General features: G+C 54.6%; 14 protein-coding genes. 7 read left to right on the forward strand and 7 right to left on the reverse strand.

Annotated elements, in window-relative coordinates:
- Positions 1 to 32 precede the first annotated feature (32 nt).
- From HNR65_RS08310 to HNR65_RS08325, 4 genes are all read right to left on the reverse strand, one after another.
- The gene (locus HNR65_RS08310; RefSeq protein WP_181551035.1) at positions 33 to 665 is read right to left on the reverse strand and encodes a nitroreductase family protein; all 633 of its coding nucleotides are present in this window, start codon (positions 663 to 665) and stop codon (positions 33 to 35) included.
- 21 nt (positions 666 to 686) lie between these two features.
- Complete coding sequence (locus HNR65_RS08315) at positions 687 to 890, reverse strand: hypothetical protein (RefSeq protein ID WP_181551036.1); 204 nt, start codon at positions 888 to 890, stop codon at positions 687 to 689.
- A 52-nt stretch (positions 891 to 942) separates the two neighbouring features.
- Complete coding sequence (locus HNR65_RS08320) at positions 943 to 2,898, reverse strand: thioredoxin domain-containing protein (protein WP_181551037.1); 1,956 nt, start codon at positions 2,896 to 2,898, stop codon at positions 943 to 945.
- A gap of 153 nt (positions 2,899 to 3,051) precedes the next feature.
- Positions 3,052 to 3,414 carry a DVU0772 family protein gene (locus tag HNR65_RS08325; protein WP_232364713.1) on the reverse strand — a complete coding sequence of 121 codons (363 nt, stop codon included), beginning with the start codon at positions 3,412 to 3,414 and terminating at the stop codon, positions 3,052 to 3,054.
- Positions 3,415 to 3,709: 295 nt separating this feature from the next.
- Here HNR65_RS08325 and cooS point away from each other — a divergent pair, with 295 nt between their 5' ends.
- From cooS to HNR65_RS08360, 7 genes are all read left to right on the forward strand, one after another.
- On the forward strand, positions 3,710 to 5,674 hold the full coding sequence (cooS, locus tag HNR65_RS08330) for an anaerobic carbon-monoxide dehydrogenase catalytic subunit (RefSeq protein ID WP_181551038.1): 1,965 nt from the start codon (positions 3,710 to 3,712) through the stop codon (positions 5,672 to 5,674).
- A gap of 135 nt (positions 5,675 to 5,809) precedes the next feature.
- Positions 5,810 to 6,994, forward strand: coding sequence for a homoserine O-acetyltransferase MetX (gene metX, locus HNR65_RS08335; protein ID WP_181551039.1), 1,185 nt, complete (start codon positions 5,810 to 5,812; stop codon positions 6,992 to 6,994).
- On the forward strand, positions 6,963 to 7,610 hold the full coding sequence (gene metW, locus HNR65_RS08340; RefSeq protein WP_181551040.1) for a methionine biosynthesis protein MetW: 648 nt from the start codon (positions 6,963 to 6,965) through the stop codon (positions 7,608 to 7,610). The genes metX and metW overlap by 32 nt, the downstream gene beginning before the upstream one ends.
- Positions 7,592 to 8,146, forward strand: coding sequence for a type I restriction enzyme HsdR N-terminal domain-containing protein (locus HNR65_RS08345; protein ID WP_181551041.1), 555 nt, complete (start codon positions 7,592 to 7,594; stop codon positions 8,144 to 8,146). Before metW ends, HNR65_RS08345 begins: the two co-directional genes overlap by 19 nt.
- A 9-nt stretch (positions 8,147 to 8,155) precedes the next feature.
- Positions 8,156 to 9,004, forward strand: a complete 849-nt coding sequence (gene fdhD / locus HNR65_RS08350) for a formate dehydrogenase accessory sulfurtransferase FdhD (RefSeq protein ID WP_232364714.1) — start codon at positions 8,156 to 8,158, stop codon at positions 9,002 to 9,004.
- Between the two features lie 279 nt (positions 9,005 to 9,283).
- Positions 9,284 to 11,593: a tetratricopeptide repeat protein gene (locus HNR65_RS08355; protein ID WP_181551042.1), complete on the forward strand. Its 2,310-nt coding sequence runs from the start codon at positions 9,284 to 9,286 to the stop codon at positions 11,591 to 11,593.
- Positions 11,590 to 12,744 (forward strand): hypothetical protein, encoded by a 1,155-nt coding sequence (locus HNR65_RS08360; RefSeq protein WP_181551043.1) that lies wholly within the window; start codon positions 11,590 to 11,592, stop codon positions 12,742 to 12,744. Before HNR65_RS08355 ends, HNR65_RS08360 begins: the two co-directional genes overlap by 4 nt.
- Positions 12,745 to 12,750: 6 nt before the next feature.
- On the opposite strand, the gene topA is transcribed toward HNR65_RS08360, so the two are convergent.
- The 3 genes from topA to secF are packed head-to-tail and all read right to left on the reverse strand — an operon-like array spanning position 12,751 to position 17,266.
- Positions 12,751 to 15,024 (reverse strand): type I DNA topoisomerase, encoded by a 2,274-nt coding sequence (gene topA, locus HNR65_RS08365; protein ID WP_181551044.1) that lies wholly within the window; start codon positions 15,022 to 15,024, stop codon positions 12,751 to 12,753.
- Positions 15,021 to 16,160, reverse strand: a complete 1,140-nt coding sequence (gene dprA / locus HNR65_RS08370; RefSeq protein ID WP_181551045.1) for a DNA-processing protein DprA — start codon at positions 16,158 to 16,160, stop codon at positions 15,021 to 15,023. Before dprA ends, topA begins: the two co-directional genes overlap by 4 nt.
- 38 nt (positions 16,161 to 16,198) lie before the next feature.
- A complete protein-coding gene (gene secF, locus HNR65_RS08375; RefSeq protein WP_181551046.1) occupies positions 16,199 to 17,266 on the reverse strand; it encodes a protein translocase subunit SecF in 1,068 nt (355 codons plus the stop codon).
- Positions 17,267 to 17,269 lie beyond the last annotated feature (3 nt).

Genomic DNA, 17,269 nt, shown 5'->3' on the forward strand with positions numbered 1-17,269 from the left:
TCACACCCGGGTTGATCAATATACCGGGGTCTTCACTCAAACCGCACAACCATTTCCTCGTAAGATTTGCGCCATTTTGCCGGCAGAAGGGTTTTGTCTGACCTGAAATACCCTACGGACAAAAGCAGCGGAATCCAGTAATTTGCCGGAATATGAAATTCCCTGCGCACGCCCTCGATGTCAAAGCCATCCATGAGATGGGTATCCACTCCAAGATCCTTGGCCGCAAGCATCAAAGACATGGCGAAAAAACCGGTATTTTTGCAGGCAAAGGCCGCCTGCCGCTCAGTACTTGCACCATACAGGTTCTTGCAGGCATCATGGAACCACTCCCGCTGGGATTCTGACATCATACCGATTTTCACCAGGGAGTCAAAATTTTTCTCCACAAAGGGGTGACCGGCCTGCCAGGCATCCATATCCGCCAGCACAATCAGGGTCACCGGTGCTTCGCTGACCTTGGGCTGATCCCATGCGTGCTTCTGCAGGCGCAGTTTCTCCTCATGATCCCGCAGGACCATCAGGCTCCAGGGCTGCAGGTTGAAGCTTGACGGGGCCTTGGCCGCGGTTTCAATGATCTGGCGCAGCACATCATCGGCCACGTCCTGTTGCGGATCAAAAAAATTCACCGCCCTGCGGTTGTCCATGACCTGTTTGAAGTCCATCGCAGTTCCTTTTCCGGCCTTCTATTTCATGGCCTGGCATTCCTTGTCCCACTCCGGACAAGCGTCTTTCATGGCCACTTCGTATTTTTCCATGCACTGGGAGCATTCCAGCTTCGCATTGGGCACATTGCCGAATTTTTTCTCAATTTCCTCAGGGGTCAGATGCATCACGGCACTGCACCCGCACTGGGGACATTTTGCTTTTAAGCGGTATTGTTTGGCCATAACGAAACCTCCTTTGCTGTCATCAATCAATTACAATTGTTATCCGGGTTCATCAGGACGGGGCGTCCACTGAGTCCCCCTGTATTTCCAGAAACCGTCCAAGGGCGGAAAGCAGCCGGGGCGCAGTTTGGGGATTTTGCCGGAGCCGCTTTTCCGACGCCTGAAACGTTTTTTGGGCCGCCTCGTAAAAACGCTGTTCATCGGTGATCCGAAAAAGCCGGACACAGTTTTGGGCAGCCACGGAGTTGGCCGCGGGGATCACATTGTCTGTCAAATCCCTGGGCCGCATGATCAAATGTTTGTCCTGCTCTGCCGCTGTCATGAAAAACCCGCCCTGTTTGTCATCAAAAAACAAATCCAGCATGACAGCCCCCATCTGCCGGGCCTCCCGGAGGTATACCGGATCAAGGTTATGTTCATAAAGATCAAGCAGTGCCTGCACCAGCATGGCATAATCGCCGGCCATGGCAAAAACCGCCCGCTGCCCGTCAGCCCATCTCCGGTAGAGTCGTCCGTCTTGTGAAACCATGCGGGTTAGGATAAAGTCAACCGCCTTCCGGGCCCTGTCCAGATAAGCCTCATCCCCGAGAATCCGGGATGCCTTGACCAGGGCCGATATCATCAGCGCGTTCCATTCAACAAGAATTTTTTCATCCCGAAACGGCCGCGGGCGGCGGTTTCGGGCCGTGCGCAGCTTTTCTGCGGCCTGTCGGACAATGGATTCAACCGCTTTTTCCTCCATGCCGGTCTCCCGGGCAACCGCGTCGATGCTGCGCGCTTCATACAAGATGTTTTTGCCGGAAAACTCACCGGACGGATCGGCCTTGACATTGCCGTTTTGCCCCACGCCGTAATACCGGCAGAAAATCCCGGATTCGTCTTTGTCCAGAATGGAATCAATTTCTGATTTTTCCCAGACATAAAACGCGCCTTCGGTCTTATGGCCGCCAGGTGCCGGTGAGTCCGAGGCCGAAAGATCCAGGGGATAGCTGTCAGCATCTTCTGCAGAATAAAATCCGCCCAGCTCATGGGTCATGTCCCGGTGGATGTAGTCCAGGGTTTGCCCGGCAATGCGGGCAAAACGGATATCACCTGTGATCTCGTAAGCCTCAAGCAGCACCGGGATCATCTGAGCGTTGTCATAAAGCATTTTTTCAAAATGGGGCACGTGCCAGGCATTGTCTGTGGCATACCGGTGAAATCCACCCCCGAGATGATCGTAAACCCCGCCGCGGCTGATTTGTGAAAGGGTGTGGACAGCCATGTCCAGGAATTTTTGACCATTTTGCGCCCGATCATTGTCAAACCGCAGAAGGCGGTAATAAAACAGCAAAAACCGCAGAACCGCAGGCATTGGAAATTTGGGCGCCCGGCTGAAGCCGCCGGCTTCCGGATCATAATTTTCGGCAAACCCGGCTGCAGCCGCATCCATCAGGGTCTTGTCCGGGCGGTTTTGCCCGGCGCCGGCTTCCATCTCCTGGAGATGGGCCTTTACCGCAGCTGTGATGTTTTCCGCAGAGGTCAGCAGTTTCTGCCGCTGTTCAGGGTCCTGCCAGGCCCGGCCAACGGATTCCACCACCTGTTTCCAGGAGGCCATGCCGAAGCGCTGACGGGTCGGAAAATACGTGCCCCCGAAAAAAGGTTTGGCCTCCGGGGTTAAGAACACGTTCAAAGGCCAGCCCGCCGACCCGGTCAGCGCTGAGACGGCCGTGATATAGATCTGATCCAGATCCGGCCGCTCTTCTCTGTCGATTTTGATATTGACCAGATTTTCGTTCATGATCCGGGCGGTTTCCGGGTCGGAAAAGGATTCATCTGCCATCACGTGACACCAGTGGCAGGTGGCATACCCGATGGAAACCAGCACCGGCTTGTTTTCTGTTTTTGCCTTTTCAAAGGCCGCATCTCCCCACGCAAACCAATCCACTGGATTGTCTGCATGCTGGAGCAGATAAGGGCTTTTTTCATGTTTCAGCCGGTTTGCATTTGCGCTTTGCGATACTGTCATATTTCATCCTTATTCTTCCAAACATAATATGCTGAAAAAAATTTGCCACCCGATTTCCTTCAGTAAGCCGGCCGGCCAAGGGCATTAACTGTATCCTGACACAAAAATGTATCACGTTCTTATACCCGTGAAACAAACAATGCTGTCATCTGCTCAAATCCCGGCCAGTTGTCCTTCCAGCCACTGGCGCACCTCTCCCTCAATGGCATAAACCCCCTTTTGGTAACCTGTATCATGGCGAAAACGCCGGACCAGCCAGTCCGGCATGGCAATTTTGGCCAGTTCCTCTGCCTGCTCGGAATTGCGTCGAATCAGGTAAATCACCGGCGGTTCATCCCATGCGTAAACCACGAAATAATGGGAAACATCGGACTTGGAGCGAATCACGTACTTTCCGTAAACCCAGTTGTTGCCCCATTCCAGATAGAGGCGCACGGCTTCTTCCGGGGTCATCTCCCAATCAATTTCATTGATAATTTCAGGCTGTCGGCGCAGCTGCTCAATGTCTGTCATCATTGGTTTTTCTCCTTTTTTCGGTAAAAACAGAACTTCAAAATCCAATCCTGGCATTTTTCCTGCTCTTATTTAGATGCACGAACCATGCCTTTTCCCTCTTTTTTGCTGAAATCATTATCAAAACGCCCCTGTCATCAAAATATGGTCTTTTCCGCGCAATCGACAAAAATTCATGGCATGTTTCTTGAAATATGTTTCTCAAGGATTATTATTTGAAACATACACGCTCAAAGCGCCGGACGAACCGGCGGCAACAGGCTTATTGAAAAGCCCAATCCATTTAAACGGAGGTTGTATGGATACGAAAAAAACCAAGGAAAAAACCCTTCCTGACATCCAAGACATCACCATTTGCGACTCAACCGGCCAAATGATTGAAAAGGCCCGAAAAGACGGAGTGGAGCTTTGCTTTGACCGGTCCGCGACCATGAAGGCCTGCCCCATCGGCGCGGATTCGGCATGCTGCAAGCACTGCGCCATGGGTCCCTGCCGGTTAAATGCCAAGGATCCCTACGCAAAAGTTGGGGTTTGCGGGGCCACCATTGACACCATCCAGGCAAGAAACTTCGGCCGGATGATCGCAGCCGGAGCAGCGGCCCACACCGACCACGGCATGGCCATGCTGGATCTGTTCCGGGAAGTGGTCAACGGCAAAATCACGGACTACACCATCAAGGACCCCATCAAGCTCAATGAAGTCGCCGCGTCCATCGGCATTGAAACAGAGGAGAAAACCACCGAGGAAGTGGCCCACGCACTCTACGAGGAACTGGAAAGAACCTATACCCAGGTGGAAGGCGAAGTTCCCTTTGCCAAGCGGGTTCCGCCCAAGACCCTGGAAACCTGGCGAAAGCTGGACATCGTGCCCCGGGGCGCCATGCGCGAAATCATGGAAATGATGCACCGCACCCACATGGGCGTGGATCAGCATTATGAAAACATCATGAAACAGGGGAACCGAACGGCTCTGTCCGACGGCTGGGGCGGCTCCATGGTGGCAACAGAGATCTCTGATATCCTGTTCGGCACCCCTGTACCGGTGGCCGCGGAAGTCAATATGGGCGTTCTCAAGGAAAACCAGGTCAATATCATCATCCACGGACATGAACCCAACCTGTTTGAGTCCATGATGGCCTCTGTCAATTCCCCGGCCCTGACCCAGGCGGCAAAGGACGCCGGCGCCGAAGGCCTGAATCTGGTGGGCATGTGCTGTTCCGGTGCAGAAATGCTGTCGCGCCACGGCATTCCACACGCCGGCAACTTCACCTCCACAGAAGCGATCATGGTCACCGGTGCAGTCGATGCCATGGCCGTGGACGTCCAATGCATCCAGCAGGGCCTGTCCAAGGTTGCGGACTGCTACGGCACCTATCTGTTTACCACCAACCCCAGGTGCCATATCGAAAACACAGAACACATCGAATTCCACGAAGACGACCCGTCCTCGTGCACAGATGAAGTGGTCATTAAGGCCATTTCCCGGTTCAAGTCCCGCAAATACCCGGTGCAGATTCCCAATATCCGAAACACCGGTATTCACGGGTTTTCCTACGAGTACATCAACTACATGCTCGGCGGAACCTTCCGGGGCTCCTATACACCGCTGAACGACAATATTATCAACGGCCGGATTCGCGGTGTGGCCGGAGTTGTGGGATGTACCAACCCCCGGGTCAAGCAGGACTGGGTGCACGTGGAACTGGTCAAGGAACTGATCCGAAACGACGTGCTGGTGCTTCAGACCGGATGTTCCCAGATCGCCCTGGCCAAGGAAGGCCTGTGCTCGCCTGAGGCGGCATACCTGGCCGGCCCGGGCTTAAGCGAGGTCTGCGAGGCCGTGGGCATGCCTCCGGTGCTGGGCATGGGCTCATGCGTGGACAACAGCCGGATCCTGATCGCCGCAAGCGAGATGGTCAAGGTGGGCGGCCTGGGCGAAAGCATTGCCGAACTGCCCGTGGCCGGAGCAGCCCCGGAATGGATGAGTGAAAAAGCCATTTCCATCGGCCAGTACTTTGTGGCTTCAGGGGTGTACACGGTATTCGGGGTCACCTTCCCGGTCACTCAAAACACCCGGTTTCACGATCTGCTCTTTAATGGGCTGGAAAAACAGGGCCTGGGCAAATGGGGATTTACACCCGATCCCTATGAAATGGCGCAGAAAATGATCGCCCATATCGATGCCAAGAGAAAGGCCCTGGGCATTCACAAGACCCGGGAGCGCAAACTCGTGGACATGGCCGAGCGCCGGGAACTGGCATAAACCATAAACCGCATGTTTTGTTTGAATCCGCAGGGATTCTGTAGTATCAGATAAGCACATGGCAAACCAAGGGGGGATCGCTCATTAATGAGGTCCCCCCTTGATGTATCATAAAACAATCAGAAAACCGCTGAAATGAGTGAATACATCACCCATGACCAATCCGGCCGGTCCGTGGGCATTGTGGAAAAGCAATTTTTCACCTTTGCTCACCCGCCAAACGAAATGCCCCTTGACAGCGGGGCCAGGCTCGGGCCCATTACCCTGGCCTATGAGACCTACGGCACCCTGAATCCGGACTGCAGCAACGTGGTGCTGGTCCTCCACGCCCTGACCGGAGACAGCCATGCAGCGGGCTATTATTCAAAAGATGATGACAAGCCGGGCTGGTGGGAAAACATGATCGGCCCTGGCAAAGGAATAGACACGGACCATTATTTTGTTGTCTGCTCCAACGTGCTGGGCGGATGCATGGGATCAACCGGGCCCTGTGCTGTCAACCCGCAAACCGGCATGCCCTACGGCATGGATTTTCCCTTTGTCACCATCGGAGACATGGTCCGGGCCCAGAAGGCCCTGATGGAACACCTGGGCATTGACAGGATCCTGTGTTTGATCGGCGGTTCCATGGGCGGCATGCAGGTGCTGCAATGGTGCGTGCAATATCCGGAAAACGTCTGCTCGGCCATTGCCCTGGCCACCACCATGCGCCATTCCGCCCTGTCCATTGCCTTCAACGAGGTGGCCCGCCAAGCCATTGCAGCAGATCCCAACTGGAACCAGGGCGATTATTACGGCAAAAAGCAGCCGGATGTGGGACTTTCCGTGGCGCGGATGATCGGGCACATCACTTACCTGTCAGACGAGGCCATGCGCCGGAAATTCGGACGGCGCCTGCAGGACAAGGAGGATTTTTCCTACCAGTTTGACGTGGACTTTCAGGTGGAAAGCTATCTGCGCCACCAGGGGGCCAAGTTTGTGGAGCGTTTTGATGCCAACTCATTTCTCTATATCACAAAAGCGGCTGATTATTTCGACCTGACCCGCTTTAGACGGGCGGATTCCCCGGTAACCGTCTTTTCCGCAAGCCGGGCAAAATTCATGGTTGTCTCTTTTACCTCTGACTGGCTCTATCCCACCTACCAGTCCAGGGAAATGGTCCAGGCCATGAAAAAAAGCGGGCGGGATGTGAGTTTTTGTGAAATCGAGGCGGAATGGGGCCATGATGCTTTTTTGCTGCCCAATCAACGACTGACCAATCTGGTCAGAGGGTTTATCGACAGTGTCTATGAAGATACCGGAAAACAAGCTGCGCTTTGATCTGCAGGTCATCGCCGCCTGGATCACCCCCGGCTCCCGGGTTATCGGCCTTGGCTGCGGCGAGGGCGAACTGCTGGCCTACCTCAAAAACCGCAAACAGGTCCGGGAAACCGGCATTGAACTGGTGGAGGAAAAAGTCGTCAGGTGCATTGAAAAGGGACTGAGCGTCATCCAGGGTGATATCAACCAGGAAGTCCATGATTATCCCGCAGGCGCCTTTGACTACGTGATCTTAAGCCAGACCCTGCAGCAAGTCTATGATCCGCTGACCCTGATTCATTCCATGCTGCGCATCGGCAAGCAGGCCATTGTGAGTTTTCCCAATTTCGGTCACTGGCATGTGCGCCTGCAGGGACTTTTTACCGGCCACGCCCCGGTAACCCCGCAGCTGCCCTATCAATGGTATGACACCCCCAATATCCGTATTCTGTCCATAAGGGATTTCCGGGCATTTGCCAGGGAAATGGGGTTTACGATTCAAAAAGAAGTGGCCATTAACACGGACAAACAGGACAAAAGCGGCCGGATTGTGGCGGCCCTTCCCAACCTGCGGGCCACTTATGGTATTTTTCTCATCAGCAGGAAAAAGGACCGGTTATGGGAACCCACCACCTGATTTTGGGAAAAACCACGGACTTTCTCACGGGCCAAAGCCTTTTTGATACCCATGATGAAAGACGGCGGCAGCAGCTTGCCCGGTTTCTGGTCGAAGAAAAAGGCTATGCCAAAAACGAAATACAGGCCCGGCAGCAGATGCAACTGCAACTCGACAAAAAGACCGGGCAGGTGTTTGTGGATTTTGTCGTGCATGCCGGTGACAACCCCCTGATGCTGATTTTATACCGGCCGGGCTCTATTGTATCACGCAGGCGTACAGCCGTGGCTGCAGCCCGCATTTTTTACGACAAAGCCATTGCCCGGGCAGTGGTGACCAACGCAGAGGATGCTGAGATTATTGACACGGCCACGGGGCGGGTGACCGGCACCGGCCTGGAAGCCGTTATTTCCAGAAGCGATGCGGCCCGGGTGCTGGAAAGTCAACAGCCATTGGTGCTGTCAGCGCAGCGCCGGCAAAAAGAAAAACAAATCCTTTTTGCCATGGAAGTGCTCACCCAAAAGGAGTGCGACGAATATACCTGTCAAAACATATAAGTGGACACAATGAATGAAATTGCCCAACCAACCCATGTCATGGCGACCTATGCCGAATATGCAGAAAACCGGCGCAAGGAGCGCAGCCAGGCTTTGATCACAGAAGAGCCCCTGTCCATACGCGTGGCCGGCAGTCCCTACTCGGTTGTCATGCGCACACCCGGTGATGAAAACGCCCATGTGGCCGGATTCTGCCTTGCCGAGGGGCTTGTGGATCACCCGGAGGACATTGTCACCATCAGCTTTTGTACAGAGGACCAGACCAACGTGGCCACCCTGACCCTCACAGAAGAGCGGCGCATTCAGGCGGCCGGGCTGCTGGAACGCAAGGGATTCGTCAGCCAGACCAGCTGCGGAATCTGCGGCAAAGAAGTCATAGAAGACATTGCCCGGGTTCTTGTCCCGGTCAAGGCAGCCACTGTTTTTCCCGTCAGCCGGATTATGGCCGGCGTGGAGCAGCTGCCCGACTATCAGCCCCTGTATCGCAAAAGCCGCAGCTCCCATGCGGCTGTGATTTTCAATCATTCCATGGAACCCATGGCTGCTGCCGAAGACGTGGGAAGACACAATGCCCTTGACAAGGCCATTGGCAAAGTGTTTATGCTAAACCAGATGAAAAACGCATGTCTGGCCATCATGTCTTCCAGACTCAGCTACGAACTGGTGCAAAAGGCCGGACGAGCCGGCCTTGAAATGCTTGTGGGCATATCCCGTCCCACGGCCCTGGCAGTGGACCTGGCCCGGTCGGTGAACATGACCCTTGCCTGTGCAAAAGACGGCCGGCTGATGGTGTTTTGCGGGGATCACAGAATCGGGCACGCCGAAAGCCTGGAGTTTCCGGCAGAAAACCCCAAATAAGGAATTTTATCATGCCCTTTGTCAACGTCCCCGGTTTGAAAGGCAAAGTTTACGTTCCGGACCCGGATACTGATACGCCCAAAAAAAATCCCTGCCCGGACTGCTTTTCCTGCCAGATGTGCGCCGACAACCGATGCCACGTTTGTTTACGGCAGAAAGGGCATAAACATGCATGCGCATGCAGCACTCCGGAAAAACCGCAATCATCCTGCCATCCCCTGTTGGAACAGCAAGATAAAACGACTGAGAATCATTGATTTGTCAAAGGATACGCCAATCATGTCAAAGACACGATTGCTGTTTGTCATCCTGGTTGCTTTGTGCTTTTGCCTTGCATGCCAGGATCCTGAAGAACGGCGCAAACAGACGCATTATGACCAGGCCCGCAAATGTTTTGACAACCAGGATTATGTCTGCGCCCGTGATGCCCTTCAAAAGGTAATCGAGATTGATCCCGGGTTTGCCCCGGCCTATTCCAGTCTAGGGGAAACCTATCTTCGTCTCGGCAATATGGGAAAAGCCTTTTCTATTTTTAAAAAGGCCGGTGAACTCAATCCGGGCAACAGCGATATCCAGCTCCGTCTGGCAACCCTTTATCTTCTGCAAAAGGATTTTTCCCGGGCCAAGCAATTGCTGCAGCGCGTGCTGAAGCAGGAGGAAAACAATCTGTCCGCCCTGTTTCTCATGGCCGGTATCAATACCCAGGAACATGATCTGGGAAAAGCGGTGGATATCTACGAACGGATCATCGATATTGATCCGTCAAGGGAGCGGGCCTACACATCCCTGGCCAGCATCGCCATCCAGCGACAGGATCCGCTGCGGGCCATTGAAATTCTCAAAAACGGCATAGACGAAAACCCCAAGTCCCTGCCCCTGCGCCTGGGGCTCTATGAAATCCATGCCCGGTCCAACAACATGGACCGCGCCGAAGCGATCATTAAAGAGGCCCTGGCTGTCCGCCCGGATGAACCCAAGCTGTATTTGATCCTGGCCAATCACTTTGCCAGCCGGTCCAGGTGGGAGGATGCCGAAGAAACCTTTCAAAAAGCCATTGCCGCCAATCCGGCCAATATCCGCTCCTATCTGGCAGCCGCCTCATTTTATACAAAACAGGACCGCCGGGAAAAGGCATTGGCCCTGTACCAAAAGGCCCTGTCTTTGCAGCCGGAAAACATCGGTTTGATGCTGGCTTTATCGGATTTCTACATCAGCTGCAACGAACTGGAAAAGGCCAGGCACCATATTAACAGGGCCCTGGGAAAAAAGCCGGATTATCTGCCGGCCCACCTGCTCAAAGGCCGCGTGCTAATGGCCGAACGGCAGTACAATGACGCCATTGCCCTGTATGCCGATCTGCGGAAGAATTTTGCCGAACCCGATAAAATCAACTATCTCCAGGCCATGGCCCATTTGCAGGCCGACGAGGTAAACGCCGCCAAGACAAGCCTGGCCAAAATCGGACCCAACAGTCCGGAATACCCGTCCGCCCGGCTGATGATGGCACGAATCTACTACTCGGAGCGCAACCTGGCCCAGGCCATGGAAGCCTGCAAGCAGGCCCTTGCGGTATCTCCGCAGAACCTGCAGGCCCTGGCCATGCTCGGCGACATCCATGCCAGCAAGCAGGATTACAAAACCGCTGAGGCTTTGTTCAAACGCATGATTACCATTGCCCCGGCCAATCCGGCCGGCTATTACAACCTGGGTCTCATCTACCGGCTACACAAGAACCATCAAAAAGCGGCTTCCGCATTTGAAGCCGCAGTGGCCCGGGACCCGAAACACTTGCAGGCATTTGTCAATCTCGTGGAAATGCTGATTGCCGATGACAAGGTTGACCAGGCCATTGCCCGCTGTGATCACCGCATTGAAGAATTTGCCGGAAAACCCCAAAGCCTGGCCCCGCTCCTTTATTTAAAAGGCCGGCTCATGCTGCTGCAAAACCGGCCTGCAAAAGCGGAATCCCTGTTCAAACAGTCCATTCTCCAGGATGACAATCATCTGCCGGCCTACTATTCCTTGGCCGAACTCTACATCCAGACCGGAGAAGACAGCCGGGCCGTTGAAAATTTCAAAAAAGCCGCCGGGCAAAACCCTGACCAGGTAATGCTGCCCATGATGCTTGGCATTTTACATTATATGCGCCAGGACGATGAAAAAGCCATGGCCGCCTACAGGCGCGCCCTGGAGATCAATCCGGATTTTGCCCCTGCTGCCAACAATCTGGCCTACCTGCTGGCGGAAAGGCAGGAGGATTTAAGCCATGCCCTGGACCTGGCCAAACGGGCCAGGACAAGTATGCCCGATGATCCCAGGGTGGCCGATACCCTCGGCTGGGTTTATTTTAAAATGGGCCTTTATGATGCGGCCGTACGGGAATTTTCCGCAAGCCTGGAAAAGCTGCCGGCCAATCCCACAATCCTTTATCACCTGGCCATGACCTATCACAAAAAGGGCGACTTCAGACGGGCGCAATCCACCCTGGAAAAAGCCCTGAGGTTTGAGGAGCACTTTAAGGAAGCCGAGGAAGCGCGCAGCCTGCTGGCCAATCTGAAAAGACAGAAACAGAATACCGGGGTCCAATGAAGCACCTGCCGTTTAAAATGATCATCCTGTGCATTCTGCTGCCGCCGCTTTTGTACATGGCCACGGTATCCGCACTGGAACGCTATTTTACCGGCCATTACGAGAAAGCCGTCAGCAACATCTATCTCTCTGAGATGAATGCCGTGCTGGCCGGCTCCGTGCATCTGTCTGATGCGATCAATGATTCGGTTTCATCTTACATTGACAACAACCGCCTGATCCGCATGGGTGTCAAAGTCGATGTCACGGTGGCCACAAAGCGTGGCACAATTCTGTATCCACCCGTTTTTCAGAATGAAATAGACGAATCCATGGGCGCAGATCCCACAAAGATCGCGCAGCAGAATTTTCAAATGCTGGACAAGGGACTTTCCCTGGAGGTGGAAGCCACCATTGAGCCGCTTTCCATTTTTTCCGGAGTCGTGCTCATGATTTATATCCTGCTGTTTGGCAGCGGCCTGTACCTAAATTACCGGATGGCCGCGGCCAGAATCCGGCGGGAAGACCGGGAAAAGGCCGATGAACTCGAACGCCTGCACAACCTGGAAACCGAGTATGCCCGGCAGGTGGACAAGCTCGACGCTGAACGCCGGAACCTGATGAACGAATACACGGAACTGAAACAATCCCTGGATGCCCAGCGCCGGGAAGCCGAGCAAAATGAAGAAGACATGTTCGAGGAAATCGAGGATCTGGAAAACCGGCTTTCCCAAAACCTTTCAGAGCAGCAGCAGCAGCAGGATGAAATTTTACGGCTCCAGCAGCAACTCCAAGATCTGGAAAAACTCCGGGAAAACGTGGACCGTCAAAAGGAAAAGGAAGCTGAACGGCTGGGCAAGCGCTTTAAAGCCCTTTACAAGCAGGTGGAAATGTATGACCGGGCTTTGCGCGGCATGACCGAACTCACCGAAGACATGGCCCTGAAGGCCGAAGAGGTCATCCACCAGTTAAACAATGATTCCGCCATAGTGACGGTCAAGCGCAAGGTGTTTAACAAAAAGGGCAAAGCCACGGTTTTTGAAGTGGTTTTTGCCTATAATGGCCGGCTTTATTTCAGCAAAAACGAAGCCAACCATATCCATGTGCTGGCAGTGGGCACGAAAAACACCCAGAACCGCGATCTGGCATACGTGGACCGCATGGCATCCTGAAAAACACTATCCCTTTTCCTTGTACCCGCAGCCTTTCTGTGCGCATTTGATGACCAAGCCCTCCTTTTTGGTCTCCTTTTCAACAAGATAGGGCGCACCGCATTCGGGACACTGGCGATCCACCGGCTTGTCCCACAGCGCAAAGGTGCAGTCCGGATACCGGCTGCAGCCGTAAAAAATCTTGCCCCGACGGGATTTGCGCTCCATAATCTCGCCGTTACAGCCTTCCTCCGGGCATGTCACGCCGGTGGAAGTTGCCGGGCCGCCGGAATGAAGGGATCTGGTATGCTTGCATTCCGGATAGCCGCTGCAGGCAAGAAACTCCCCGTACCGGCCCTGCTTGACCACCATGGGCCGGCTGCACTTTTCACAAACCTCGCCGTCGCTTTCGATCTCAGCAGGCTCCACCGGCTCGATGGCGCCTTTTTCCGTGCGCGTGTAATTGCGTGACCAAGTACAGTCCGGATATCCCTCGCAAGCCAGAAACGGGCCGTTTTTGCCCACCTTGATGCGCGCTTCCTTGCCGCATTCCGGACACTTAAATCCAGTGGGCAGTCCCAGGCCCTTGACGCTGAGCATATTTTCCGCAGCCGAAAGCAACCGCTGCTCAAACAACTCGTAGAACTGCCGCAAAAGGTCTCCGGCTTCCTGTTCGTCGGATTCCACCTTGTCCAGATCATTTTCCAGCTTGGCCGTGAAATCCACATTCAGAATATCCGGAAAATTTTCCACCAGCAGGTCCGTGATGATAAAGCCCAGCTCTGTGGGGTGAAAATAGCCCTTTAACAACTCCACATATCCCTTTTCCCGGATGGTACTTAAAATCGCGGCATAAGTGCTGGGCCGGCCGATGCCGTTTTCCTCAAGCTCCTTGACCAGGGTGGCCTCTGAAAACCGTGGCGGCGGCGCGGTAAAGTGCTGTTTGGGCTCAAGCTTCTGCAGGGCCAGAGTTTCTTTTTCCGTCATCTCAGGCAGCTGGCCTTTTTCCTTGTTGCTTTCAGCGGCCAAAGTGTCATCTGCGGACTGGTAAAGGGCCAGAAAACCCGGAAACTTCACAGTGGAGCCCGATGCAGTGAGCTGGTAGCCGGCCGCGGCAATGGCAATGCTTTTCTGGTCAATCAGGGCTTCGGCCATCTGGGAGGCCACAAAGCGCTGCCAGATCAACTGGTACAGGGCCATCTGATCTTTGGACAAAAACTTTGAGATCTTTTCCGGGGTGTTGAACACCGATGTGGGCCGGATGGCCTCATGGGCATCCTGGGTCCAGTTTTTGTTGGCAAAAAAGCGCGGCTTGGACAGGGCATAATCCTTGCCGTGGCGCTGTAAGATCAAATCCTTTGCCTCGCCTGCGGCTTCTGCCGATATCCGGGTGGAATCGGTTCGCATGTAAGTGATCAGCCCCACGGTCTCACCGCCCAGGTCCACGCCCTCGTAGAGCTGCTGGGCCACGGTCATGGCTTTTTTGGCGGAGAATCGCAGTTTTCGGATGGCCTCCTGCTGAAGCTTGCTGGTGGTAAACGGCGGATACGGCCGGCGGCGGACGGTCTTTTTGGTGATCTTGTCCACCACGAAATCGGCATCCGCCAGTGCATCCCGGATCTGCATGGCCGTGATTTCATCCGGAATGGTAATTTTTTTGCCCTTGTGTTTGGCCAGTTTGGCTTCAAACTCCGGAGGACTGCCGGCCTTTAGCCGGGCGGTGATCGACCAGTATTCCTCTGGCTCAAAGGCATGGATGGCCCGTTCACGCTCACATATCATGCGAACGGCCACGGACTGGACCCGGCCGGCGCTTAAGCCGTATTTGACCTTTTTCCACAAGATCGGCGAAATCTGATATCCCACCAGCCGATCCAGTATCCGGCGGGTCTGCTGGGCTTTATAGCGGTTCTCATTTAAAGCCTCGGGCCTGGAAAGCGCCTGCTTCACCGCGTTTTGGGTCAGCTCGTGGAACAACACCCGGTGAAACTGCCGCCCCTTTTTCTTGAGCACTTCGGCTGCATGCCAGGCAATGGCCTCGCCCTCCCGGTCCGGGTCAGGGGCAAGATAGATGTCCGTGGCATCTCCGGCTGCAGTTTTCAGCGCCTTGATCACCTTCTGTTTTCCGGGAATGGTTACGTATTTTGGGTTAAAGCCCTGCTCCACTTCAATGCCCAGTTCCTTTGCAGGCAGGTCCTTGATGTGGCCCACAGTGGAGGCCACATTATACTGATCACCAAGATATTTCTTTATGGTTTTCACCTTGGTCGGGGATTCGACAATCACCAGCGGTTTGCTCACGTTTCAACTCCACGGATACAATAATATTTTCCGGGCATCTGTGTGACCATGCCCTTTAATTCAAGGTTTAACAAAACAGAAAGCAATGCGCCGGCATCCATGGACAACTCCCTGGCCAGTTCATCAATATGGGCCGGATACGGATCGAGCGCATGGTATACCCGGGCTTGCTCGGCTGTCAAGTCCGCGGCCTGGATTTGGTTCTCCGGATGGCGGAGGTTCGCACCCTCGCTGTTTTTGGCCGATAGCAGCAACGGGGCGATTTCCTCTATCACATCCTGGGCCCGCTCCACGAGCTTGGCTCCCTGTTTGAGCAGATTATGGGCCCCGGAACTCTTATATGAATTGATATTTCCCGGTACAGCAAACACTTCCCTGTTCTGCTCTGCAGCCAGTCGCGCAGTGATCAGCGATCCGCTCTTTTTGGCCGCCTCCACCACCACCGTGCCCAGGCACATTCCGGAAATAATCCGGTTGCGGGCCGGGAAGTTGTAACTGTTTGGCGGATCATCCACAGGCCGTTCAGATACAATAGTGCCTTGCCTGGAAATGTCAAAATAGAGTTTCCGGTTTTCCGGCGGGTAAATAACGGAAAGGCCGCTTCCGAGCACTGCAACGGTGCTTCCCCCGGCATCCAGGGCGCCCTTGTGGGCGGCCGTATCAATGCCCCGGGCCATTCCGCTGACAATGGTCAGTCCCATGTCCGCAAGATCCGCGCTCAGCCGGCGGGCCATGGAAAAGCCGTAGCGGGTTGGATTGCGCGTGCCCACAACGGCAATGGCGGGTTCCGGATCAAGGGGGCGGCCGAAGGCGTATAAATAGGGCGGCGGATCAGTGATCCGGGCAAGGCGCCAGGGATACCGGGGGTGATCGACTGCAATGATCTCGTATCCCCGTTTTTGACAGCGGACAAACTCCTTCTGCGCCTGCTGCCGGCTGCCGCCCTGCAACACCGCCCGGGCACTTTTTGTGCCCATTCCCTCTACCTCCAGCAGGCGGGATTCGTCTGCGCAAAAAACGTTTTCCGGAGATCCAAAGCGCTCAACCAGACGCTTACAGGTCAGTGGCCCGACGCCCGGCGCCTGTCGCAGCGCGATCCATGCACAAACACGATCCTGATTGCCCCCGCCTTCCATACGTATCCAGAAATCTTTTCCCGACGCTGCCCGGGCGGCTAGGCCGCTTCCGATGCCGCCGTCCTTTGTGGCGGTGCGGCGCCGCCCGCCATAAACAGCAGCATCGGGCTGGCCACAAAAACAGAAGAATACGTGCCGATCACCACCCCGATGATCATGGCCAGGGCAAAGTCGTGGATAATATCTCCGCCCAGGAAAAACAGGCAGAGCAAAACCATCAGGGTGGTTGCGGAGGTCAGGATGGTCCGGCTCAGGGTCTCATTGATGCTGCGGTTGATATTGCCCTCCAGGCTGCTGCGGTTGTGGCGCCGGAGATTTTCACGAATCCGGTCAAACACGATAATGGTGTCATTGAGCGAATAGCCGATAATGGTCAAAAGGGCCGCCACAATAGGCAGGGAAAACTCCTTGCCCAGCAGGGTAAACACCCCCACAGTAATGGTCACGTCGTGAATAAGGGCCACGGTGGCGCCCATGGCAAAGCGCAGATGAAGCTGATAAAACAAAACCAGGCTGACAATCAGGGCCACCAGGATCAGAAACGGAATGCTGACGTTAAAAAGGGAGAACAGATACACTGCCCCGATTAAGGCCCCGGCCGTGGCCGCACTGAGCATCCACTTCATTTCAAAACGGCCGGAAATATAAATGGTAATAAACAACAGCGCATAAAAAAGGGCAAACAGGGCCTTTTCCCGCAGGGTTTCACCCACCTGCGGGCCCACCATTTCCACACGGCGGATTTCAGGAGCCGCATCAGTGGATGCGGAAAGAGCACTGCTTATATGTTCCGAAAAATCGTCTCCAGTGGACAAGGGATCATTGGTCCGGATCAAAAATTCATTATGCTCAGCCGCGCCAAACCGCTGCACCGCAGAGCCGCCCAGACCGATCTGATCCAGCCCGGTTTTGACATCGGCGATTTTCACTTTCCGGTCAAACTGTACCTGCACAATGGTGCCGCCCACAAAATCAATGCCGAAATTGGGCCCGGCATTGATCACCAGGGTGAGCAGACTTGCAATCAGCAACAGCGCCGAAATGCCGTATCCCAGGTATCGCCGGCCGATAAAATCGAAATTGATCCCGGGTTTGATGATTTCCATACA

This window comes from Desulfosalsimonas propionicica, assembly GCF_013761005.1.
GTDB classification, from domain to species: domain Bacteria; phylum Desulfobacterota; class Desulfobacteria; order Desulfobacterales; family Desulfosalsimonadaceae; genus Desulfosalsimonas; species Desulfosalsimonas propionicica.